This window comes from Chryseobacterium ginsenosidimutans (assembly GCF_024807225.1).
GTDB lineage: Bacteria > Bacteroidota > Bacteroidia > Flavobacteriales > Weeksellaceae > Chryseobacterium > Chryseobacterium ginsenosidimutans.
On record NZ_JANUCO010000001.1, the window covers coordinates 3,151,768 to 3,175,809 of the forward strand.

Genomic DNA, 24,042 nt, shown 5'->3' on the forward strand with positions numbered 1-24,042 from the left:
AAATGTACGAAATAATTGATTTGGGTCTTAACAGATAAATGAATTATGTAATTAAATAAATTTTTCCATTAAAAGTGATTTATTTATATTAATTTTTCTTAACTTAGTTTTCACTAACTCACTAAAAATCAATTATCATGAAAAATAAAAACTTAAACAACGGAAAAAAATTAAACAAAAAGCAATTGCGTTCCATTGTCGGAGGAAAAGAACAATGTGTTGAGCCAACAACAGGGCAATGCAGAAAATTTGGAATTGGCTGTGCAGAGAAACAATGCCAACTTCTTCCGATAGATTAGCCGTTAAAACAAACAAATTTTACGCAAAAAACGCTCCCAAAATACATTGGAAGCGTTTTTCTATAACTAACTTTAATATTTTCTTATACGTTGAATCTAAAGTGCATGATGTCACCATCCTGAACGATATATTCCTTACCTTCTACAGAAAGTTTTCCGGCCTCTTTTATTTTTACTTCAGAAACCATACGTCATGTAATCGTCATACTTAATCACTTCAGCACGGATGAATCCTTTTTCAAAATCTGTATGAATTACCCCTGCAGCTTGAGGAGCAGTCCACCCCTGTCCGATCGTCCAAGCTCTTACTTCTTTTACTCCTGCCGTGAAATACGTCTGAAGCTTCAATAGATCGTATGCTTTTCTGATCAAACGGTTAACTCCAGGTTCTGTAAGACCTAGCTCGTCAAGGAAAATCTCTCTTTCTTCGAAAGTTTCCAATTCGTTGATATCTGCTTCAATCTGAGCTGCCAAAACTACGACTTCAGCATTTTCATTTTTAGCCATTTCTTCGATTTTCGCAATCCAGTCGTTTCCGTTTTTAATTGAATTTTCATCAACATTACAAACGTAAAGAACCGGCTTGTTCGTCAAAAGCTGAACATCATCGATGATAGATTTTGCAAAATCATCCATAGGAAACTCTCTTGCATTTTTACCGTCTTCGATAAATATCTCAAGATTTTTAAGTGTTTCGTACGTCTGAATATCGTCTTTCTTTCCAGATTTGATGAATTTTTTAGCTTTTTCAACAGCTTTTCCAACGGTTTCAAGGTCTTTCAACTGAAGTTCGATATCGATAATTTCTTTATCTCTCATCGGATCTACCGACCCTTCAACGTGAATGATATTTCCATTATCAAAACATCTCAAAACATGAATAATAGCTTCACACTCGCGGATATTTGCCAAGAACTGATTTCCTAAACCTTCTCCTTTACTTGCGCCTTTTACAAGACCTGCGATATCTACGATCTCCACAACAGCCGGTAAAACTCTCTCCGGTTTTACTATTTTTTCCAATTCGAACAATCTTTGATCCGGTACAGAAACTGTTCCCAAATTTGGTTCGATTGTACAGAAAGGATAGTTTGCCGATTGAGCTTTTGCGTTGCTCAGACAGTTAAAAAGAGTTGATTTACCTACATTCGGTAAGCCTACGATTCCACATTTCATATTGTAAAATTCTAAGTTTAAGGTTTAGTATTCAAGGTTTAGACAAATTCTGTTTTAAATTTTGAACTCAGAACCTTGAACTTTAAGCGTGCAAAGATAGTGATTTTAAGGAGAGTTTCATAATAAAAAATCTGCCAAATATTTGACAGATTTTCAATAATTTAAATTTATGATTGCATTTTTATGGATTATCTCCTGTAGCTTCCTGAGCCAAAGGAACGCCATTCGGTGCATTTTGTAATGTTTTGTCTAAAGTAAACAGAGATTCGTCTGTAGCTCTGTCTCCGCCGGCAATTTTCAGTTTGTCGATCAGGCTGGAAGCCAATGTTTCTTCTTCAATCTGTTCCTGAACAAACCACTGCATAAAATTCCATGTTGCCCAGTCTTTTTCTTCCAAAGCCATGTCTACGATTTTGTAAATAGCCGTTGTATTATCCACTTCATGCTTGAAAACTCCTTCAAAACAATCCGTTAAAGATTCAGGATCTGCGGGTGGTGCAGGAATCGACTCAACCTTTGGTTTTCCCCCTCTGTTCAGCACATATTCCATGAATTTGATCGAATGATTTCTCTCTTCCTGAGCATGTCTGTAAAGAAAATTGGCAATTCCCTGATATCCTTTATCATCTGCCCAAATTCCGTAAGATAAAAAAACGTGTGATGCGTGAATTTCTTTGTTCATTTGATCGCTCAATGCTTTTTCTATCGTCGAGGAAAGTCTATTGGTATTCATAATAAAATATTTTTAGTGATTATGAAATCTATGATGCAAAAATGATTCCGAGAAGTTATTTTATTCAACCATATACATTACATGCAGTTTATAATATATTGAATTACTTTATTTTAAGTTAATAATTTATAGTTATTCTAAAATAAGTATCAAACTAAAAAAGCCTCCGATATTAAAATCGAAAGCTTTCTGTAAGGAACAATTACCTGTCTCCTATTGTTTTATAAATGTTTTATTCAATGATTTTCCTTTTCCTGATATTTTTATGAAATAAATACCGCTTGAAAAGTGACTGATATTCAGTTTTTCATTATAATTTTCGTTTGAAGAATTTATTTTTTTTGATAAAACCAAAGATCCTTTTGCATCCATAATCTCCACTTTCATTTCCTTTTCCTTTGATTTGAATTTTACGTTAACTTCCTGATTGGCAGGATTTGGATAAATCACAAAATCATTAGTTGAGATTTCCTCATCTTTTGCAGATAAACTTCCGCTTGAGCACAACGGAATTCTGTTTACTCCATCAATTCCCCAAGTTGGCTGAACCGGAATGCACAACCAATTCAAAACTGTCGGCAAATGATCTGTTTCTCTGGTTGTCGTTAAATAATTATAAATTTTAAAATTAGTAACCGTATTCAGATTTCTTGCGGGAGTTCCTGTAATGGCAACATTATTGACATTCGGACTTGAGTCGTTTAATGTATTTCCTGTCGTTTCATCACATTTCCAATTGGCTAATAATTGAGAATAATAAGGATGTGAAGGCGTAATATCCTGATTTGCCCAGTTCACAATCACCTCATTCGGAAGTGCCGATTTCCAGACTCTGATGTCTTTGTAAGAAGCTGCAAGATTAAGATTATAAACGTTTGTACCATCCTGATTGATCGTGAACGGAAGTCCAGAATCGATATTTCCGATCGTATTCATCTTGGCAAAAGTCACAGGAACACCATCTTCGTATAACGTTACAAGTCCGTCTCTGTCGAAGGTTGCTGCGATATGTTTCCAAACATTGGTCTCTACTTTTCCACCTGTAAGATCTATTCTGTTGGTTCCGTCACCAATATTCATTCTAAAAGTCTGCCCAGAATATCCTGAAATTACAAAACCTTTATTTTTTCCGCTTGCCCAGTTTTTATTACTTATCATTACAGGATCGCTCGTGTAAGCTGCATTTGGTTTTACCCAAAACTCAATCGTAAAATCCTGATTTGCACCAAAATTAAAAGGCGTTTGATTTGCCGGTTTTGCGTAAGTTCCTGCCGGAAAATTTAACTCATTAAAAGTTTTATTGGATTGTAAAGTTGTCTTACTGATCTGTTGAGGAGTAAAAGTCGGGTTAGAATAAATCGTGAAAATATTCCTTTCTGAAAGATTTCCACCACCGTGACCGTTATCTACAGCACCGTGATCCGTCGTTAAAACCACCAACCAGTCTTCATTATTATATGTTGCTCTGTTTTTCATCGCCGCTACAATTTCGCCAATATAAGCGTCTGTTGTCTGCATTGAAGCCACATATTGCGGCACGCTCGAAGAAAATCCGTAAGAATGTCCTGCGTGATCTACATCGTCAAAATCAACAAATAAAATATCCGGATTATCGCTTTGTAAAGCTGTGACAGCCGCATTTTTCACCGCTAAATCTGATCCTAAATTCGTCTGAACATCCGCATTCTGAACAATCTGATCATTAATCGGAGCCCAATTTACTAAAGAGATCGTTCTTAGATTAGGATTATAAGTTTCTGCTCTTGTCATGAAATCAGGATAATTAACGTAATTAGGATTCGTAAAATTATTGTCCTGAACATTGTGTTTTGTATGCCAAACTCCCGTCAACATTGTACTCCATCCGTTTCCGCTCCAAGTTGTTGCCGCGCAAAGCCCGTCCAAAGAATAAATAGACTGATTTGCCAACGTGTGAATGTTTGGTGTATTGGAAGACATCATTACATCAGCACGACAACCGTCGATCCCGATAAAAAGAACTTTTTTCGTCTGAGCTCCAAGAAAACAGCTCATAATGACTGCCATTGAAAATAGTTTTGCTTTCATAATAATAAGTAGTTTTTGAATAAGTATTTGTAAGTTTAGAACCTTGTCAAAGTTTTAAACTTTGACAAGGTTGATCACCACACTTTCACCAGTTTATTTTTGGTATTTGTGAAAATATTCGTGTCATTAATGTTTAAAATCAAAAAATTGAGGCTGAATTGGGTAGCTGAATTTGAAAGGATTAGTAAAGAATTGCTTCAGCCTCAGAGATTGTATTGAAAATATAATCGGGATTAGATTTTTCCAGTTCGGATTTGCTTTGAGCTCCGGAAAGAACGGCAATTGTCAAACCACAGTGCGCATTTTTCCCTTCTTCAATATCGATGACGGAATCACCTGCTTTTAAGACTTTTTCAGGTTGGTTAATATTGAATTTCTTCATTGCTAAAAGTATCATTTCAGGGCTTGGACGGCTTTCTGAAACATCATCTGCTGTAATTAAAGCATCGTAATGGGTGTTTTCTTTCCAGCCTAATTTATCTAAAAGCTGTTGGGCGATTTCGGAAGTATATCCTGTATTTAAAACAATTTTTTTGTCTTGAGACCTCATTTTTAGCAAGAAATTTTCAACGCCATTAATAGGTTTTACGTCTAAATTTTGATAGGCTTCCTTTAATTTATCCGAAAAGTTTTCAAAAATAGCGGGTGCATCTTCTTCGTTTCCTCCGATTTCCTTTAATAAACTTGTAATCGCTTCCAGTTTTTCCATTCCGGCACAGCTTGACAAGACTTTTTCTAACGTGACTTCATATCCGTAATCATTGACTGCGTTTGTTAGCGTTTTATATACTACATTGTCTTCATTGATCGTAGTTCCGGCCATATCCAGAACCAATAATTCTATGTTCTTCATTAGTTTTTTATGAATAAATTTTATCTATATTAAATTTTGAAAATCCACCGCTTCCCGTCATTCCTTTTCCTCCGATTCCTGTGATAATATGAATATTTGGCGATGGATTGTGTTCGAAAATATCTTTCGTTTTGCATTGAGAATACACTCCAAACCATCTTCTCTGGATCTCGTACGTCGGAAGATCTATAATTTTCTTGGCTTCATTAATCATGAATTCATCGATTTCCATATTTAAATCAAACCCCAAGTCATCAGCATTTTTCGCATCTGCATATTCATGGGAATCTCCTAAAATAATCGAGCCGTCGAGAGCTTGTTTGAATAAAATATGAACTCCAAATTTCTTCTCAAAAGAGTTTGAATCTTCCAACGATTTTATCTTTTCAAAAGAAGGACATTCTTCAAAAGACTCGTATCTTCTGATGGAAAGTCCCGTCAAAATATTTCCCTGCAACGAATAAATCCCTTGTGGTTTTGTCTGAAGCATCTGTAATTTACTTACTTCAAGATCGCTTTCGTTAAACACTTTTGGATACAATGTTTTAAACTCGTGTCCGCCGCAGATAATGATTTTTGAAGCATTCAATTCTGTTCCGTCTGCAGTAATCGCAACACATTTTCCGTCATTTTCGTTGGTTTCAACAACGGTTGTATTGTAGAAAATTTTTAAGTCTAGTTTTTCCTGTATAAGTGCATGAAGTTTTACGATCATTTCAGCAGAATCCACCGATAATTCCTGTGGGAAAAATAGTCCGCCTTTGCAATAATCTGAACGAAGACCGTCAAATCTATTGATACATTCGCCTTTTGATAAAAGAACAGATTCATAATCATTGTTCTTATTAATCTCGTGTAACTCGTTGACTAACTGCAATTCTTCATCATTTGAAGCAATGTAAACCGAGCCGTTTTTTCTTATTGTTAAATTGGTTTGAGCCTGAAGTTCGTTATAAATCGCCAGACTTTCTCTTCCGAAGTTCTGCCATTTGAGATCCATCCCGGAAGGAACGACCTGCCCGAAATTTCTTACCGTTGCCCCTTGAGGAACAGAGCTTTTCTCAACTAAAGCCACTTTAAGACCTTTTTTCAGCGCATGATACGCATGAAAAGTTCCTAAAATTCCGCCTCCTACAACGATTAAATCGAATTTTGTTGTCATTTTTACTATAATTTATATACTTTCCGACGGATCGAAATTGATGTATGGTTTGTTATTGACTTTACTTTTTTTTGATTTTCTTCTGAACATAATAAAAGCGATGAGAGAAGAAATTAACGTGACGACTACGATGATGTAGTTTAATTTTATATAAAAATTCAGCCAGGAAGTCTGCGGTGAACCGAAGTTTTTGTAAAGTAAAATTAAAACGCTCCCCAAATAACCGAAAGAATCTACCAAATAAATTAGAAATCCTACATTTCCTTTGATGTCAAAAGCGGCGATCATCCTGTCAAAATAAATTCCGTTGAACGGGATGTAGCACAAATACATGCCAAAACCCGAGAGAAACCATCCAGACAAAAGGCGACATAGCGCTGGTTTCAAATAAATAAGTTGAAAAACCGACCGTTAAAATTCCGCCAAAAAGAATGTAATGATAATAGGCAAAAGCCTTTTTGTTATTCTTCACTTTTACCATGAAACTTAAAATTAAAAGCACCATGATCGCAATCGGAATTTCCGTTAATGTAAAGATCGAACTATCGAATTTGATGTGTAAATTATCCCAGATTTCGCGGTTGAAATTATCTCTGAAATCCCTTAAAATCGTTAAACTCACATATAAAAATGTAATGCAGATGATCGGAACAAAAAACTGCTGAATGATTTTTTTTCTTTCGATTTTATTAAGTGGCTGTCTTTTGTTTTTTAATGCAATATCTTCTTCGGTCGGTTTTGGAAGTTTCTCCAACATGAAACCAAAAATTAATAATGGGATAATGAAAATTAATCCTGCCGAAAAAGGCATCCAGAATTCTGAAATATTAAAAGTATCCATTAAAAATTTCCCTACAGATTTTGTAAATCCTGAAGAAACGACAAAACTTGAACACAAAAATAATCCGATAATTTCCGTGGTTTTTCGTCCTTCAATGTAGGAGAAAACAATTCCCCAAATCATTCCCAACGGAATCCCGTTAATGAACATAAAAATAATGTTGTAAGGAGCAGGAACGACTGCAAAACCGAGCAAAGCAAGCTCTGCAACCGCGATGAATGTGAATAAATAAAAGATTCTTTTTTCCGGTTTTAATTCTGAAATAAATTTAATTCCGATAAATTTTGAGATAAAATATCCCATCACCTGAGTAATGATAATCAAGACTTTATAATCTACTCCGAAATAAGCAAGACCTTCGAAAGACGCGACTGTAAAGGGTTTCCGAAAACCATACATGCAAAAGTAGACCCCGAAAGCAGCGAAAGCCGCTCTCAGTGTTACTACTGTTTTTTTATTGATCGTTTCTGCCATTTTGATGTGGTTAGAAATTAAGTTTTACACCTAAATTGGATCTTACTCCATAATATTCAACCTGTTCGGGACGCGTTTCATCTTTTCCGAAATGATAGATCAAAGGTTTGTTCAGAATGTTGTTTACATCAACATATAACATCAAATGTTTGGTAAATTGATAAGAACCTCCGAAGTCTAAGCTGCTGTATTTCCCGTAATATGAATCATTTAGATCATCTTCTGCATATTCTACCGCATACTTTCCTTTGTAGTTGTAAGCCAGTCTTGCGTTGAATCCTTTTTTCTCGAAGAACAACTGAATGTTGTACAATTCTTTCGCCTGATAAGGAAGTTTCACCTCTCTTCCGCTTGGTTTTTCCATTTTAGAATCCATGAAAGTGGCGTTCAACTGTGTTCCGAAATATTGCAGGAAACCGGGTAAGAAATCGAATCTTCTGTTCATTCCTAATTCAATTCCGCTTAACGAAGCTTTTTTTCCGTTATTTGGCGCAGTGAATTGTACTCCGTTATTTCCATTATAATTTCCGATAAATGAGTCTTGGAAAATAGGATCGGTGATTGATTTATAGAAAACTCCACCACTCAAAATCCCAACGTTTGAGAAATAATATTCACCCATTAAATCGAAATTCAAAGAATAAGTCGGATTCAAATTCGGATTTCCACCTTTAAATTCGTTATCCGCTTCACTGTACGTTCCACCCGGAGTTAAGTCTCCAAAATTCGGTCTTGAGAACGTTCTCGTTGCTGCAAAACGTAGATTTGTTTTGTCGTTTAAGGCATATTTAATGTGCAACATCGGCAAAACGGCAAGGTATTTTTTCGTGTTTTCAACAGGAACTAACGTATTGTCGATCACATTGTATCCCTTCACTTTTGTATCCGTATTCGACAATCTGATTCCTCCTAAAATCGTGATCTGATCATTCACTTTATATGTTCCCATTCCGTATGCATCGGCATGTTTTTCGAAAACATCGAAGTTTCTTCCTAATGCTTTATTGTATTCAAGAGATTCGGAATCGGCAGGATTTATCTTTAAATTTCCCTGATTCTGAAACCAGAACTGATCCATTCCCGAAGTCGATAAAACTGGTCCGAAAGTGTTTCCGATATGGGTATTCATTTCACTTAAATATTTTGGACCGTTCGCTTGAGTGGTAATATATTGACCAAAATCTGATAAAAGTGGCGCTGTTCCGTTGCTCCAATTGTAGAAAATATCAGAGAATTTTGCATTACGCTCCTTGTCTCTGTATTTGAAACCATATTTTAAGGTTAATTTGTCAGAAGCATTGATCTCATGGTTAAAAGCTGCTACAATTTTATCTTTTTCCTCAACAAAAACTTTGTAAAATTCAAGGTCTGTGAATTTCATTTGAGAAGCATCCATCTTGAAATTCGGATCACTGTAAAAACCAAATAATGCATCCGGATCTTTGTAATCTAATTTCCCGCCATCCGCTTTCCAGTAAGCTCTCGGACCATTTCCGTGATCTGCAATGTAGCTTGGATCAATCCCAACTCCGGATTGGGTATATTTTATAACGTAATAGGAATTATTTTGCTTGTCAGGAATATTTCCATATTTAAATCTGTTGTCATAATAAGATAAATCCCAGTCGATTTTGCTTTTATTTAAATTATGAACTGCTCCTAAAGAAATTGAAGTTAATTCTGTAATCAACAGGTTATGAATATTTTGCAATTCTACTCTTGCCGTATTATTTGTCGAACTGAATTTATCAAATCTGATTCTGTGCTTGTAATGCGTTTCGTCATCAGACAATGTTCCGTACATTCCTTTTAGATAAAATGTCGTTTTCGGAGACAAGACATATTCAAAAGCGGTATTGATTCCGGTAGTTTTTCTAACTCCATTATAATCACGAAGTTCTAATCTGAAAACCCCTTCATCACCACTTCTTCTCGCTTCAAAATTATCTGTCGACCAGTTTCTGATGAAATGTGCAAAATTGAATAGATACCCGAATTTTTTATCTTTCGTTCTTCCTCCGTAAAGTAATCCGATGTTGTAAACTCCTTTATCCGATTTAGCATTATATCCGCTTCCCAGTGTTGCCTTAAACTCGGTTTTCATGGGTGGAGTTTTGGTGATAAAATTCACGCCACCTCCGATTCCGTCGGATTCCATGTCGGGTGTGAAAGATTTATTCACGTGAACGTAGGAAATTAATTCTGTCGGGAAAAAGTCGAATGCTGTTGCTCTGGAAGTTGTTTCTTCTTCTGCGGTCGGAAGTCTGTTTCCGTTGATCGTTGTTGATGCCCAAAACGGCGGCAATCCTCTGAGAGAAACGAATCTTCCTTCTCCCTGATCTCTTTCAATTGAAACACCTTGTACACGCTGAACCGTTTCTGCAGCGTTTCTGTCCGGTAATTTCCCAATTGCATCTGAAGCAATGACATTGGAAATATTAATGGCATTTTTTTGAAGGTTTAATGCTCTCGCTTCACTGTTTTTAAGAGATCCCGTAACAATTACTTCATCGATATTTTTTTGTTTCTGGAACATTGAGATCACTCCCAAATCCATTGCCTGCTCTGACTGCAAATCTATAGTAAGACCTTTATTTTCGTAGCCTATATAAGATATCTGCACATCATAATGACCGGGTTTCAGATCATTTACCGAAAATTTCCCTTCGATATCGGTGATTATTATTTTAGAACTTCCGGTGATTTTCACGGTGGCTCCCGGAAGTGGCTGATTATTGTCTGAAACAATTCCTGTGACTACCTGCTTTTGAGCAGAGATAAAAATAGTACAACAGGCAAAAAGAGGGAATAGAGATTTTTTTATTACTGATTCCATTGTTTACATATATTAAATTTCTACTGCAAAACAACTCAATAATTTTAATATATGTAAATTTTTAATGTTAATTAATATTTAAGAAGTATCTATTTTATGTTAACTGAGTCTTATCTCTTTTTTATTTCGTGTAGTTTATAAAAATGGAATTTCACATCATAAAACCCTATTAAACAAACGATTATTATCAAAAATAAAAAATGAACCATTCATCCGTGGTTCATTGTATTTTGATATTAAAATAAATTTTATGTTAAGAATCGGAAATATCGAAAATTGTAAATTTTACTATTTGTAAACTTTTTACCTAAAATAGATTTAAAATCATCTTCTTTTTAGTTATTATCCGAATAGAAATAAAGTACCAGCATAATACAGCTTTCATCACTGATGCTTACCGGTACGTGGGGAAGTTTCCCGTTGAAGTACAAAGAATCACCTTCTTTTAAAATAATTTCTTCGTTATCGATTAAATATTTCACCTCGCCTTTTAGAATATATTTAAATTCCCAAGCATCTGTAATTACTTTTTCTCTTTTAGAATTAGGTCCAAGAGTTAGCAAAACAGCTTCAAAACCTAGTGAATGAAGGCTTTTACTGAAAATATGCATGTACTTAAAACCTTCGGCTTCCACTTCCTTTTCTATAACCTGCTGACTTTCTTTAGGTAAATAAATGAATTTTGCATTCGATTTTTTCTCAACACCTTCAAAAAAATAACTCGCATCGATTTCTAATGACTGAATCAAATCCAAAAGTACAGGAAGAGAAGGAATTGTTCGTCCATTTTCGATTCTGGAAATCAAACCATTGCTTACATTTGCTCTGAGAGCCAGCTCGTTAATAGTTAAATTATTTTTTTTCCTAATATCTTTTAATCTCTTTCCAATACCTATTAAAAAATCATTCATATCATTTACTATTAGCTCAATCTGGTTATATGTAGCGGCAAATTTACTATATTAAATGATAATTCTTTCATAATATTTATAAATTGGAAATAGTCAATACCCAATTCTTTTAAACTTTTATTGAAAATTTCTAACTCTTTTTGTTGGAAATCGCAAAGGCGCAAAGCTTTTTATATTATACAGTTTTTAAGGCGCAAGAAAATCGAAGATTTTCAATAAATATTTTACAATAAAACGGTAAAAATTTTATCATAGATAAAATCTTTGCGCCTTAAAACATTGTTATAGATATTATATTGCGCCTTTGCGATTTCCAACTATAAAAATAAAAGTTGAAACAAATTCATCAAAAAAACTCAGCAACCAATTAAGATCGCTGAGTTTAATTTTTAGTATCTTTTAATTAAAATTACTTTATTTTCTTCGCCATATAGTCACTTTCGTTTCCTAATCTGTCAATGGCTTTGATGGCAATTGCATTCAACGTTTTACCATCTTTATATTTAGGGATCTCTTTTGAAAGCTGATCTAACGTTAGAATCTCCGTTTCCCAAGCTCCATTGTACTGAGTGAAAAGCACCCATTGGAAAACATCTTTTATATTTTTATTACTCCAGTTTGTCTGTACAAAACTCCCGTTATCATTGATAAATAAGGTCGGAGTCTGTAACGGAACTGTTTTCAACCAAGGGGTTTTCGGAACCAATGCCTTCTCTTTGTACGGTCCGTTTTTCAACGTTGGAAGCATGTTGGCATTTTTTGTAAGACCTGCAATACTCCAATGAACTTCTCCGGCATCTTTTCCTAAAACCTGTCTTGAAATTTCAATCTGATTTTTAATTTCCGTCGAACGATCTGATGATTTAATTTCAACGGTATTTAAGCCCGGCCAAAGATGGCGATTCATTGCGTTTTCTGATTTCCACCAATTTAATAATGTTTCGAAAGGCTGTCCTTTTGATTCAATCGGCCAGTATAATTGGGGTGAGAAATAATCTACCCAACCTTTATTTAACCATAATTTGGCATCTGCATATAATTCGTCATACTGCGAAGAACCTACAATACCTTCCGGAAAACCCGGTTTCCAGATTCCAAACGGACTGATTCCAAATTTCACATAGCTTTTCTCAGCATGAATTTCTTTGTAAATTCTTTCTACAAATTTGTTGACGTTATCTCTTCTCCAATCTGCTCTTGACAATGTTCCTCCACTGTTTACATAAGCGTTCCAAGTCGCATTATCCGGGAAATCTGCTCCTTTGTTATACGTTGCATACGGATAAAAATAATCATCAAAATGAACGGCATCAATATCATATCTTTTCACAATATCTTTCACGACATTAGAAACGTGACCTTGTGTTCTCGGATCAGCGGGATCAAACCAATACATTCCGTTTCTTAACCTTACAACAATGTCTGAAAGCTTGTTTGCCATCGACAAACTATTGGGAGAACCGCCGTTTGTATGATGCGCACGATAAGGATTTAACCAAACATGCAGTTCCAATCCTCTTTTATGGGCTTCATCAATCCAAAATTGTAAAGGATCATAATTAGGATAAGGAGCCGTTCCTGTTTCGCCCGTCAAAAAATACGACCAAGGTTCGATATTACTCGTGTACAAAGCATCCGCAGAAGGGCGAACCTGGAAAATTACTGCATTAAAATTGTTATCTTTTAACATATCCAACATATTGATGGCTTCTGCTTTTTGCTGATCAACCGTTAAATTATTTCTTGAAGGCCAATTGATGTTCGCTACACTTGCAATCCATGCTCCACGGAATTCGCGGTTGATTTCGGGGAGATTGGTTCTGAAAACCTCATCTGTAGGAATCGTGACAGGTTTGTTAATTACAACAGAATCTTTTGGGATTGATATATTATTGTTCGGCTTTGTTGTATTTTTTGTCGGAGTCGTTGCTTTTACCGCATTATTCTGAACAGAACATGAAGTAAAGGATGTAAAAATTCCGAATAAAAATACCAGCTTTAGTTTATTCACTTTCATAGTCTGCAAAACTACATTAATTTATTTTTTTGATTTTAAAAATTACAATAATAAAATGGATTTTTAATTATAGACTTATTTAAAATTTACTTCATTTGGTTTAAATCGCAAAGACTCAAAATTATAATTAAACATCTTGTTTTAAGGCGCAAGGATTTTATCTGCAATAAAATTTCGCAATGTAAAGCTTGCTAAAAACCCTATCACACCAATATTCTTGCGTTTAGAAATGTATAAAATTATGTTTTGGCTAAAGCCGATTTTTTTGTTTGAATGTTGAAAGCGGACTAAAGGCCGCTCCTATTGAATATTCCTATCGAGAAACATTAAAAAGAAAAAAGCCCCGAAAAAATCAAGGCTTTAATATTAAACTGTTTAAACAAATAAAAACTTAACCGCAAAAAAGAGGCAAAAGCTATTATTGATGTGTTATTATTTTACTTATTGAGAAACAAAAGGTAATAAAAGAACAAAAATCAAAGATTTTTAAAAGCTATTGTGTTCTTATTTTACTGTTTAGTAATGAACTTAAATAAATGATGTGTTAATCTTTTGTGGTAAAAATAAAAGTTTAAACAAGGTCTATATTTAAAAAAATTTTAGAGATACTTTCTTAAATTTTTCCATTGTTTTTAATGGATTAAAACTACTTTGTTACTTGAACCATTTTTCCATTTCATTTTTAAGCTCTTCTTCGGAAATGGTTTCATTATTCTCAGATTCTTTTTTTCTGATCTCCAGTTTTTCTATCATGATTAATCTTTCAATTACTTCATCAATACTAATTTCATCCGGAAATTCATCAATCTGTTTATGGAGTTTTTCTTTAGTAATTGTCATCTTCTTTATATTTTACTTATGCTAAATTAATCAATTAAAAAGAAAAAAGCCCCGAAAAAATCGAGGCTTTAGTATATTTAAGAATTTTAGATTATGCTTTCGCTCCTCTTTCCATTCTTTTTCTTTCTTCTTCAGAAAGGATTTTCTTTCTCATACGGATGAAGTTTGGAGTTACCTCGATGGCTTCATCAGACTGGATATATTCCATACATTCTTCAAGAGAGAATAAGATTTTTGGTGCAACACCTGTATCTTTATCTTTTCCAGAAGCACGCATGTTGTTCAATTGTTTTGCTTCAACGATGTTTACAACTAAGTCGCCCGGTTTGTTTTGCTCACCGATAACCATACCTGCATAGATCTCCTCACCCGGATCAACATAGAACTTACCTCTATCCTGTAATTTTGCGATAGAATATTCTGTAGCCGGACCTTGAGTTTTGCTGATTAATACACCATTACTTCTTCCAGGAATAGCCCCTTTGAAAGGCTTATATTCTGTGAAACGGTGTGCCATAATAGCTTCACCTGCAGTAGCTGTCAACATTTGAGAACGTAATCCGATCAAACCTCTAGAAGGAATTTCGAATTCCATGTGCTGCATTTCACCTTTAGTTTCCATAATGTGAAGGTCACCTTTTCTCTGAGTTGCCAAATCAATAACTCTAGAAGCAAATTCTTCAGGAACATCAACAACCAAAGATTCGTAAGGCTCACATTTTTCTCCGTCGATTTCTCTCAAGATAACTTGTGGCTGACCAATTGTCATTTCGTACCCTTCTCTTCTCATCGTTTCAATTAAAACTGACAAGTGAAGAATACCTCTACCGAATACCAAGAAAGTGTTTGCATCATCAGTCTGCTCAACTCTTAATGCTAAGTTTTTCTCTAATTCTTTAGTCAATCTTTCTTTCAAGTGATTAGAAGTCACATATTTACCATCTTTACCAAAGAAAGGTGAATTGTTGATAGAGAACGTCATGTTCAACGTAGGCTCATCAATAGCCGTTCTTGGCAATGGTTCAGGATTTTCAAGATCTACGAATGAATCCCCGATCTGGAAAGCGTCAAAACCTACTACAGCACAGATATCTCCAGCTTTTACTTCAGTTACTTTTTTCTTACCAAGACCTTCGAAAACGTACAATTCCTTTACTTTTCCTTTCACTACTTTTCCGTCTGCCTGAGCAAGACCAATCCACATAGATTCTTTGATCTCACCTCTGATTACTTTTCCGATCGCAATTCTTCCTAAGAAAGAAGAGAAATCAAGAGAAACGATTTGCATTTGAAGATTCCCTTCCTCAACTTTAGGTTCAGGAACATATTGTAAAATACCATCTAATAATGGGAAAATGTTTTCAGTTTCTTCTAGTGAAGTGTTGAACCAACCTTGTTTAGAAGAACCGTAGAATGTTGGGAAATCCAACTGCTCTTCTGTAGCTTCAAGGTTAAAGAACAGATCAAATACCTGATCATGAACTTCTTCAGGACGGCAGTTTGGTTTATCAACTTTATTGATAACAACCAATGGTCTTAATCCTAATTCCAACGCTTTCTGAAGTACGAATCTTGTTTGTGGCATTGGTCCTTCGAACGCATCCACCAACAAAATAACTCCATCTGCCATTTTCAATACTCTTTCTACTTCACCACCAAAATCGGCGTGACCAGGAGTATCGATTACGTTAATTTTCGTGTCTTTATAAGTAACAGAAATATTCTTGGATAAGATCGTGATCCCTCTTTCTCTTTCAAGATCGTTGTTATCCATAATTAATTCTCCACTTTCCTGATTTTCTCTGAAAATATTGGTAGCGTGGATGATCTTGTCAACCAAAGTAGTCTTCCCGTGGTCAACGTGTGCGATAATCGCAATATTTCTAATGTTTTGCATAAAAGATTTTTACGGGTGCAAAATTAGTGATTTTTAATGAAATAATCAGCAACAAGTTTTATTAATTAATAATTTCATAATGAAGAAGTTAAAAGAAAAGCCTTTCTTAATACTTTACAATTGAATGAATTATCTTGATATTGAAGTGAAAAACTGAGAATAACAGATTAATTTTTAATGAGTAATCTTAAAAATATTTTTGAAAAAAGTAAATCAACGCCGTTTGAATCAACACAATTAATCCAAATTTTAATAAAAAAGATGTCTTTGAAATCTTATGTCTGAAGAAGAGCATTGCTAGTATTGCACCGATTGTTCCGCCTAGAAAAGTCAGTATTAAAAGATTTAATTCTGAGATTCTCCTTTTATGTTTTACGGCTTTTTGTTTGTCAATACCGAAGATGATGAAACTAATAATATTGATTATTAATAATAAATAAGTCATTGAGACAAATGTAAATAAAAAAAGAGTGCTGAAAAACACTCTCTTTTAAACTTTTATTTATACACATGCCATTATTTCGCATGGATCTTGTGGTGGAGCTTCTCCACAAATAATTTCAAAATCACCACAATTAGCAGACGAACCTGTCCCCCATCCCCATTGTACTACACAAGTATCTGGATTTTTACATCTTACCATACCTTTAATAATTCCTCCTTGAATAGATTTCATTTCTCTTCTTGAAACCTTTTTTAAATTTTTCATGATATATTTTTTGATAGTTTGAATGATAAAAATATAAAAAAATAATCAAGGAAAAAATATTTGTTGAAAATATTTCATCTTTTAATGAATAATATAATAAAAAATTAATTAAAACTTTATAACTGATAAAAAATATTCATGATTCAATTAAAACAAGATTTTTAAATTTGTAATCCATTAGAAAAGCAAACCAATGACAGTACAGGAATTAGTGGGCAGTTATTCTGTTCAGGGAAGCAATCAGGAGGAGGCAGACTACATTTCTTATCAAGGCATATTAACGTTGTCTCTTGATGAAAACAACCGTATTATCGCACAATGGATAATCGGTGATCATGAACAGAACGGCACAGGTTTTTATAAGGACGAAATTTTAGTTATCAACTTTAATTATGAGGGTGATGATCATAAGATTTATAAAGGAGTTGCTGTTTACCGTTGCCTCAGCAAGGATATTTTAGATGGCTTTTGGTCGGAGAAACATGGTGATCCACTCTATCTTGGAAGTGAATATTGCGTGAGGATTAATACTTCTGAGTATTTGAATTGATCTATTTTATTTGTCTCAAGCAATACTCTTTTAGATACACATAATACTTTAAAACCAAAAAAAAGCCACCTTAAAAAAGGCAGCTTCAATGATTTTATAATCTAACAATATTATTTTTTAGCTTTTACGTCAACAGCGATTTCGATGTCTTTGCTGATCATCCATTCTGCAGGATCTGCTTCAGAAGTTCCGAATTTGATTCCCCAGTCTGCTCTGTTTACAGTGAATTTAGCTTGGATAGAAGCCGAACCTTCTGCTACATCCACTTTTGCAGGGAAAGTAACGTTCATTGTTTTCCCTGATAAAGTAAGGTTTCCGCTTACCGTTTTATTTGCTCCTGCAACAGCATCTTTTGGTGCTTCTTTAAGATCTGTTACGCTAGTGATTTTAAAGTCTGATGTAGGGTTTTTCGCAGTATCGAAGAAGTCAGGAGTTTTCAAGTGAGTCTCCAAGTCTGCTGGTTTTTTATCTTTTTCTGTTACTGAAGCCGGATCTACTTTGATAGAGTTCATATCGATCACAAAGTTTCCTGCAGATACATTTCCGTTTTCAATGCTTAAATCACCAGATTTTACAGATAGAGTTCCCCAACGAGGAGCCATTCCGCCTTTGTGAAAAGCTTTCCAGTTTACTACAGAAGCTACTGTGTCGATCGCCAATACTTCACCTTTGCTTTCAGCTACACTCTGTTCTTGAGCTGTAGCAGCATTTTCTGCAGATTTTTCTTTGTTACAAGATGCTGCAAATAACCCAATTCCCACTAATGCAATTACACTAAGTTTTTTCATATTATTTAAATTGTTTAAAAAGTTTATTTTTATTAAATGATTTAGAATACTTCAAATTTCGATGTCCAAAAATAGAAAACTTAATTGTTTAACGCCTTATCATACATCAAGAAATTATTATTTTCCTTTCAATTCTATAATTTTCCGCATTGAAATTAACAAGTTTAAGATAAAAATTTTAATAATATTTTAATCTACTTTGCAATCGTTTGCATTGTATTAAAATCTCAAATGATGTACTTTTATACTTAATTATTTTTAATGTAAATAATTCTATTTCTATGTCAAATAAACTCTTACCAATACTACTCTTTTTAAGTACTTTCAGTAATTTTCAAGCACAGGATAAAGCGGAGAGTGCTTTAGAAATATTTACAGAAAAATATCCTCAGGAAAAAGTACATTTGGTTTTCAATAAAAACAGTTATGTCGCGGGAGAAAATATTTGGTTCAAATCTTTCGTCTTTGATGGATACAGCCCTTCAACGATTTCTACCTCTTTGTTTGTAGAATTGTATGACCGGAATAAAACTCAGATCAGCAAAAAATTAGTTCCTTTAATTAATGGAGAAGGCAGCGGAAACTTTACGCTACCCGACAATTTAAAAGAAGACATTTACTACGTAAGAGCTTATACAACGTGGATGACTAATTTTAATGAAGATTTTCAGGCGTTAAGACCCATTACAGTGTATAATCCTTCTTCTCCTCAAAAACTTGTCATTGACAGCAATTCCCGATGGACAGCCTCGGTTTTCCCAGAAAGCGGAACTTTTGTAGACGGTATCAATACAAAATTTGCCGTTCGTCTGCAGTCAAAAGGATTACCACCATCCGATTGGAACGGTTATATTGTAGATACAGCAAAACCTGATGTAAAAATAACTTCATTTAAAGGTTTTGATCAAAATGTAGGTTCATTTTCATTAACTCCAAAAGCCGGAGCGAAATATCAGTTGATCGTCGATGATTCAAAAGGGAATAAACAGACCATTGATCTACCCAATGTATCAGATTCAGGGATAAATCTTCAGGTTATAAACACTAATGATGCCGTTAAATTTGCTTTAAAATCAAAAAATATTGCTCCAGGAACATTATATAAAGTGATTGCAACGATTAGTAACCAATTGGTTTTTAAAGTTAAATCAAACAAAATATTAGAAAAAACCTACTCTATTCCCGCAAACCAGCTCATCAACGGGGTTTTGCAGTTTACCGTGTTTGATGATAAAGAAAACATTGTCGCGCAGAGACTTTGCTTTGTTCAGCCTGATGTATTAAAGATAAAAAAACCGGAAATTCAGTCTTTATCTCTTAATGAATCTCCGAGAGCGTCAAACTCATTCGGCATTCCTCAAACTTCTGACGGAAGAGCTTATACTGTTCTCGTACTGGACGGAAATTCTGACAGTTCGGAAGATGAAAACAGCTTATTAAGCACGTTATGGTTAACAGGCGATATCACTTCAAAAATCTATACACCATCGCAATATTTTACAAAAAATCATAATTCAGACGCGTTAGATGCTCTTTTAATTTCAGAAAAATGGAAAAGATTCGACTGGAAAACGATCATGTCGGGAACCTATCCTATTATAGGTAATAAACCGCAATCGTATATTTCTTACAAAGGAAAGGTATCAGTTCAGGGAAAACCCGCTCCCAATACAGATTTGAATCTCTTGTTTGAAATGCCCAATCAGGGAGTAAAATTCTATCAGCAAAAAACTGATGCGAACGGATTTTTCTCTTTAAACAGTTTATTTTTTGAAGATGCCATTAAGTTTTCCTATCAATTAAATGATCCTAAAATACCTAAAGAACAGGTTCAGGTGATTTTCCAGCCCAATTATGCTTTCGTTCCTTACAAAAAGAGTTTACCTGAAAGCAATTATAATCTGGTACAACGCACCAATGAAGATAAACCGACCGCTCAAATCGAAAGATATCTTACAACGAAAAATAATCAAAGCTTAATTAACGAAAAAGCCACTCTTATCGAAGAAGTGAAGTTAAAAGGCGTAAGAAAAAACAAAACCCAAGAGCTTAATGAGAAACTCAGCGGTCCTTTGTTTCAAAGTGCGAATGATATGATTTTCGATTTCGTGAATGATAACAACAGCGCTCAAGGATCTGTCAATATTTTGCAATGGTTACAGGGAAGAGTTGCCGGATTGACCATCGAATCTAATATGGGAGAATTTATTCCAAAATTAAGAGGCAGCGAAATAAGCATTTATCTGGACGAAATGAAAGTCGATCCTTCTCAGATTAATTCAATTTCAACCTCAGATATTGCCATGGTAAAAGTGATGAAAGGCTTTTTTGCAGGCGGTTTTGGAGGCGGAAACGGAGCCATTGCAATTTATACCAAAAGAGGCGGAATTACAGGTTCTGTAAGTAATTCTACGGCTCCGACAAAATTAAAACAGATTACTTTAAACGGTTTCGATAAGGAGACACCATTTGTAAGTCCGGTTTACGGGGATGAAGGTTTTAACAATATTTCTAAAGATTTCCGCAATGTTCTTTATTGGAATCCATCGCTGCAAACACAGTCCAAAGAACCGGTTCAGGTACAATTCTTTAATAATGACGATGCAAAAAACTATAAAGTCATTATTATGGGTTACGATGAAAAAGACTACACTCCTATTTATTACAATGAAATAATTAAATAATAAGCTTGTTTAAATATTTTATTTGAAGTTATTTGACTTCTTCGAATTGTACTTTTATTATTTTTTTAAGGAGCTTTTTCCCGCTTTCCGCACTCGCTATTTTGGATGTCGTTTCAACATTTGAAAACAAATACACCGTTTGTCATTCCGCAAGAATCTAAGCAAAGATTTTAGAAAATAGTATGGAAAGATTCGCACCTAGATTCCTGCGGAATGACAAACCTTGTGGGAAATCATGATGTAAAAACAGTACTTTACAAAAGAATAAAAATCAAACATTTTTAAAAACTTAAGTGATCTTTTTTACGGTTTCAATTAAACTTACAATAACTTAAGTGTTTAAATTTATAGTCAAAATAAAAGTTTAAACAAGTCCTATATTTACAGAATTCTACACCAAATGTAGAAGAAAAAAGTAAATTATTTTATAAAAAAGTCAGTACTTTAGCCATTCAAAATTTTCGAATGAACACCATTACTTATATACAACAAACCTTAAATATATCCGAAAAAAGTATCAACGCTACCCTTCAGTTATTGGCTGAAGATTGCACCATTCCTTTTATTTCACGGTATCGAAAAGATAAAACCGGAAACCTTGATGAAGTACAGATCGAACAGATTTCAAAGATCAGCAAACAGTTTGAAGAAATTGTAAAACGTAAGGAAACCATTTTAAAATCTGTAGAAGAACAAAATGCCCTAACTCCGGAATTTAAACAGAGAATTGAAGAAAGTTTTGATATTCAAGAGCTTGAAGATTTGTATTTGCCTTTCAAAAAAAGAAGGAAAACCAAAGCTGATGCCGCAAAGGAAAAAGGATTGGAACCTTTAGCTAAAATGATTATGAGTCAGAAAGTTCAGGATTTGCAGTTTTTAGCTTCAAAATATCTGAATGATGAAGTTTCGTCTGAAGAAGAAGCTTTGCAGGGTGCGCGAGATATCATGGCAGAATGGATTAATGAAAATATGTACGTCAGAAAAAATCTTCGCCGACTGTTCCAGAGAAAAGCCGTTGTCACATCTAAAGTTGTAAAAGCTAAAAAAGATGAAGAAGATGCTCAGAAATTTTCGCAGTATTTTGAATGGGAAGAAAGCCTGAACAGAATGCCTTCTCACCGACTTTTAGCAATGTTGAGAGCCGAAACTGAAGGCTTTGTAAAAACAAATATCGGAATCGATAAAGATGAAGCAATCGATTTTATAGAAAATGCAGTTATTAAATCAAATAACGAAACATCCGAGCATATTTCATTAGCGATAAAAGACAGCTACAAAAGATTGTTGGAACCTGCTATTTCCAACGAAACGCTACAGGAAGCCAAAGAAAAAGCCGACAAAAAAGCGATCGAGATTTTCTCTGAAAACTTAACACAATTGTTACTTGCTCCACCTTTGGGAGAAAAGAGAATTTTAGCGATCGATCCTGGTTACAGAAGCGGTTGTAAAATCGTTTGTTTAGACGAAAAAGGAGATCTTTTACACAACGAAACCATTTATCCGCACGCTCCACAAAACGAAAGCGGAATGGCGATGAAAAAAATCCGCTCGATGGTGAATGCGTATAATGTTGAAGCCATTTCCATCGGAAACGGAACAGCAAGCCGTGAAACCGAGTTTTTCATTAAAAAAATTGCATTCGATAAGCCGTTGCAGGTTTTCGTGGTTTCGGAAGCCGGAGCTTCGGTATATTCTGCGAGTAAAATTGCAAGAGACGAATTTCCGAGTTATGATGTGACGGTTCGTGGTTCGGTTTCTATTGGGAGAAGATTGGCAGATCCGTTGGCGGAACTGGTAAAAATTGATCCCAAATCTATCGGAGTCGGGCAATATCAACACGATGTCGATCAAACTCAATTGAAAAATGAACTGGATTCTACCGTAATGAAATGTGTGAATTCTGTCGGAATTAATTTAAATACAGCAAGTAAATCGTTATTAAGCTATGTTTCAGGAATCGGCGAGAAAATGGCGGAAAACATCGTGAATTACCGAGCTGAAAACGGTGCTTTTGAAGACCGAAAACAATTGAAAAAAGTTCCCAGATTAGGAGAAAAAGCTTTTCAGCAAGCGGCGGCATTTGTGAGAATTAATCATGCTAAAAATCCTTTGGATAATTCGGCAGTTCATCCGGAAGCGTATGGAATTGTTGAAAAAATGGCAAAAGATCTTGGAATTAAAACCAATGAATTAATCGCCAACAAAGAAAAAATCGCTCAGATAAATCCTGAAAAATATATTACCGGAGAAATCGGAATTTTAGGAATAAAAGATATTTTAAAGGAATTGGAAAAACCAGGATTAGATCCAAGAAAAGCAGCGAAAGTTTTCGAATTTGATCCTAATGTAAAAAAGATCACCGATTTAAAAATCGGAATGATTTTACCGGGAATTGTCAATAATATTACAGCTTTCGGATGTTTTGTAGATTTGGGAATTAAAGAAAGCGGACTGGTTCATATTTCTCAGTTAAAAGACGGTTTTGTTTCTGACGTAAATGAAGTGGTAAAACTACACCAACACGTTCAGGTAAGAGTAACCGAAATTGATGAAGCAAGAAAAAGAATACAGTTGAGTATGATTATATAATTAAAAGTACAAATGAAAATTTCAGAATTAAAGGATAAGAAGATTACCCGAAGAGCGACAAGAAGTTTTGATTTGGAGGGAAATCGCATTTACGATTTCTTTGAATATTATTTACCTTATAAAGTGAATTTTCCCGATAGTGACAGACAAAGAGAAGTTGCAAAAATTATCGATCTTATTCCTTTCTTTTTGATTTTCTTTTTTCTTTTTAAACAGCCTCCGATTGTAGCATTTATCTTGTCAATCCCGTCTGTAATAATTTTGGGAAGTTTTACCGAAACAATTTGGGGAAGTACTTTAGGAAAAAAGATTTTTAGAATGATTGTGATTGATGATTTTGGAAATTACCCTAATTTTTCTACCTCATTAAAAAGAAATTTTTTGTGCTTAGCAAACTTCTATCCTTCCTTTTCAGAACACACCTTCAAAACCGTTGCAATGGGAACTCAAACAACCATGAGAACGAATCTAAGCATGCACATGAACAATAAATTATGCAAAACCTACATCGTAAAAGAAAGCAAAATAGCCGAGATCAGGAATTTACTAAATGTAGAACAACCTAAAAATAAAGAGCGACTTATTGAGTAAGCCGCTCTTTTTTATTGTATCTCTT

General features: G+C 34.5%; 21 protein-coding genes. 5 read left to right on the forward strand and 16 right to left on the reverse strand.

The window, feature by feature from the left end:
- The first annotated feature begins 137 nt into the window (after positions 1-137).
- Complete coding sequence (locus J3D55_RS14885) at positions 138-299, forward strand: hypothetical protein (protein ID WP_259132287.1); 162 nt, start codon at positions 138-140, stop codon at positions 297-299.
- Positions 300-382: 83 nt separating this feature from the next.
- Here J3D55_RS14885 and J3D55_RS22565 read toward each other — a convergent pair whose 3' ends face one another.
- The 15 genes from J3D55_RS22565 to J3D55_RS14950 all read right to left on the reverse strand — a co-directional run bounded on the left by J3D55_RS22565 (position 383) and on the right by J3D55_RS14950 (position 16,815).
- On the reverse strand, positions 383-487 hold the full coding sequence (locus J3D55_RS22565; RefSeq protein ID WP_374759498.1) for a DUF933 domain-containing protein: 105 nt from the start codon (positions 485-487) through the stop codon (positions 383-385).
- Positions 477-1,475, reverse strand: a complete 999-nt coding sequence (gene ychF, locus J3D55_RS14890) for a redox-regulated ATPase YchF (protein ID WP_374759499.1) — start codon at positions 1,473-1,475, stop codon at positions 477-479. Before ychF ends, J3D55_RS22565 begins: the two co-directional genes overlap by 11 nt.
- 181 nt (positions 1,476-1,656) lie before the next feature.
- Complete coding sequence (locus J3D55_RS14895; protein ID WP_259132288.1) at positions 1,657-2,208, reverse strand: ferritin; 552 nt, start codon at positions 2,206-2,208, stop codon at positions 1,657-1,659.
- A 213-nt stretch (positions 2,209-2,421) separates the two neighbouring features.
- Complete coding sequence (locus J3D55_RS14900) at positions 2,422-4,275, reverse strand: LamG-like jellyroll fold domain-containing protein (protein WP_259132289.1); 1,854 nt, start codon at positions 4,273-4,275, stop codon at positions 2,422-2,424.
- 181 nt (positions 4,276-4,456) lie between these two features.
- Positions 4,457-5,128, reverse strand: coding sequence for an HAD-IA family hydrolase (locus J3D55_RS14905; protein WP_259132290.1), 672 nt, complete (start codon positions 5,126-5,128; stop codon positions 4,457-4,459).
- A gap of 7 nt (positions 5,129-5,135) precedes the next feature.
- Complete coding sequence (locus tag J3D55_RS14910) at positions 5,136-6,290, reverse strand: TIGR03364 family FAD-dependent oxidoreductase (protein ID WP_259132291.1); 1,155 nt, start codon at positions 6,288-6,290, stop codon at positions 5,136-5,138.
- 12 nt (positions 6,291-6,302) lie between these two features.
- Positions 6,303-6,578 (reverse strand): DUF5690 family protein, encoded by a 276-nt coding sequence (locus tag J3D55_RS22355; RefSeq protein WP_374759500.1) that lies wholly within the window; start codon positions 6,576-6,578, stop codon positions 6,303-6,305.
- Between the two features lie 4 nt (positions 6,579-6,582).
- The gene (locus J3D55_RS14915) at positions 6,583-7,605 is read right to left on the reverse strand and encodes a DUF5690 family protein (protein ID WP_310467086.1); all 1,023 of its coding nucleotides are present in this window, start codon (positions 7,603-7,605) and stop codon (positions 6,583-6,585) included.
- A 10-nt stretch (positions 7,606-7,615) separates the two neighbouring features.
- Positions 7,616-10,441 (reverse strand): TonB-dependent receptor, encoded by a 2,826-nt coding sequence (locus J3D55_RS14920; RefSeq protein ID WP_259132292.1) that lies wholly within the window; start codon positions 10,439-10,441, stop codon positions 7,616-7,618.
- 335 nt (positions 10,442-10,776) lie between these two features.
- The gene (locus J3D55_RS14925) at positions 10,777-11,352 is read right to left on the reverse strand and encodes a helix-turn-helix domain-containing protein (protein WP_259132293.1); all 576 of its coding nucleotides are present in this window, start codon (positions 11,350-11,352) and stop codon (positions 10,777-10,779) included.
- Positions 11,353-11,761: 409 nt separating this feature from the next.
- Positions 11,762-13,369, reverse strand: a complete 1,608-nt coding sequence (locus J3D55_RS14930; RefSeq protein WP_259132294.1) for a glycoside hydrolase family 10-like protein — start codon at positions 13,367-13,369, stop codon at positions 11,762-11,764.
- 654 nt (positions 13,370-14,023) lie between these two features.
- Positions 14,024-14,209: a hypothetical protein gene (locus tag J3D55_RS14935; RefSeq protein WP_259132295.1), complete on the reverse strand. Its 186-nt coding sequence runs from the start codon at positions 14,207-14,209 to the stop codon at positions 14,024-14,026.
- A gap of 91 nt (positions 14,210-14,300) precedes the next feature.
- Complete coding sequence (typA, locus tag J3D55_RS14940; protein WP_259132296.1) at positions 14,301-16,106, reverse strand: translational GTPase TypA; 1,806 nt, start codon at positions 16,104-16,106, stop codon at positions 14,301-14,303.
- Between the two features lie 187 nt (positions 16,107-16,293).
- Positions 16,294-16,551, reverse strand: a complete 258-nt coding sequence (locus tag J3D55_RS14945) for a DUF1294 domain-containing protein (RefSeq protein ID WP_259132297.1) — start codon at positions 16,549-16,551, stop codon at positions 16,294-16,296.
- 57 nt (positions 16,552-16,608) lie between these two features.
- Positions 16,609-16,815 carry a bacteriocin-like protein gene (locus J3D55_RS14950; RefSeq protein ID WP_259132298.1) on the reverse strand — a complete coding sequence of 69 codons (207 nt, stop codon included), beginning with the start codon at positions 16,813-16,815 and terminating at the stop codon, positions 16,609-16,611.
- 193 nt (positions 16,816-17,008) lie between these two features.
- On the opposite strand from J3D55_RS14950, the gene J3D55_RS14955 reads away from it, so the two are divergent.
- Positions 17,009-17,365 carry a hypothetical protein gene (locus tag J3D55_RS14955; protein ID WP_259132299.1) on the forward strand — a complete coding sequence of 119 codons (357 nt, stop codon included), beginning with the start codon at positions 17,009-17,011 and terminating at the stop codon, positions 17,363-17,365.
- A gap of 110 nt (positions 17,366-17,475) precedes the next feature.
- On the opposite strand, the gene J3D55_RS14960 is transcribed toward J3D55_RS14955, so the two are convergent.
- A complete protein-coding gene (locus J3D55_RS14960) occupies positions 17,476-18,153 on the reverse strand; it encodes a YceI family protein (RefSeq protein WP_259132300.1) in 678 nt (225 codons plus the stop codon).
- A 281-nt stretch (positions 18,154-18,434) separates the two neighbouring features.
- Here J3D55_RS14960 and J3D55_RS14965 point away from each other — a divergent pair, with 281 nt between their 5' ends.
- The 3 genes from J3D55_RS14965 to J3D55_RS14975 all read left to right on the forward strand — a co-directional run bounded on the left by J3D55_RS14965 (position 18,435) and on the right by J3D55_RS14975 (position 24,017).
- The gene (locus tag J3D55_RS14965) at positions 18,435-20,837 is read left to right on the forward strand and encodes a hypothetical protein (protein WP_259132301.1); all 2,403 of its coding nucleotides are present in this window, start codon (positions 18,435-18,437) and stop codon (positions 20,835-20,837) included.
- Between the two features lie 465 nt (positions 20,838-21,302).
- Positions 21,303-23,426, forward strand: coding sequence for a Tex family protein (locus tag J3D55_RS14970; RefSeq protein ID WP_259132302.1), 2,124 nt, complete (start codon positions 21,303-21,305; stop codon positions 23,424-23,426).
- A gap of 12 nt (positions 23,427-23,438) precedes the next feature.
- A complete protein-coding gene (locus tag J3D55_RS14975; RefSeq protein ID WP_259132303.1) occupies positions 23,439-24,017 on the forward strand; it encodes an RDD family protein in 579 nt (192 codons plus the stop codon).
- Positions 24,018-24,042 lie beyond the last annotated feature (25 nt).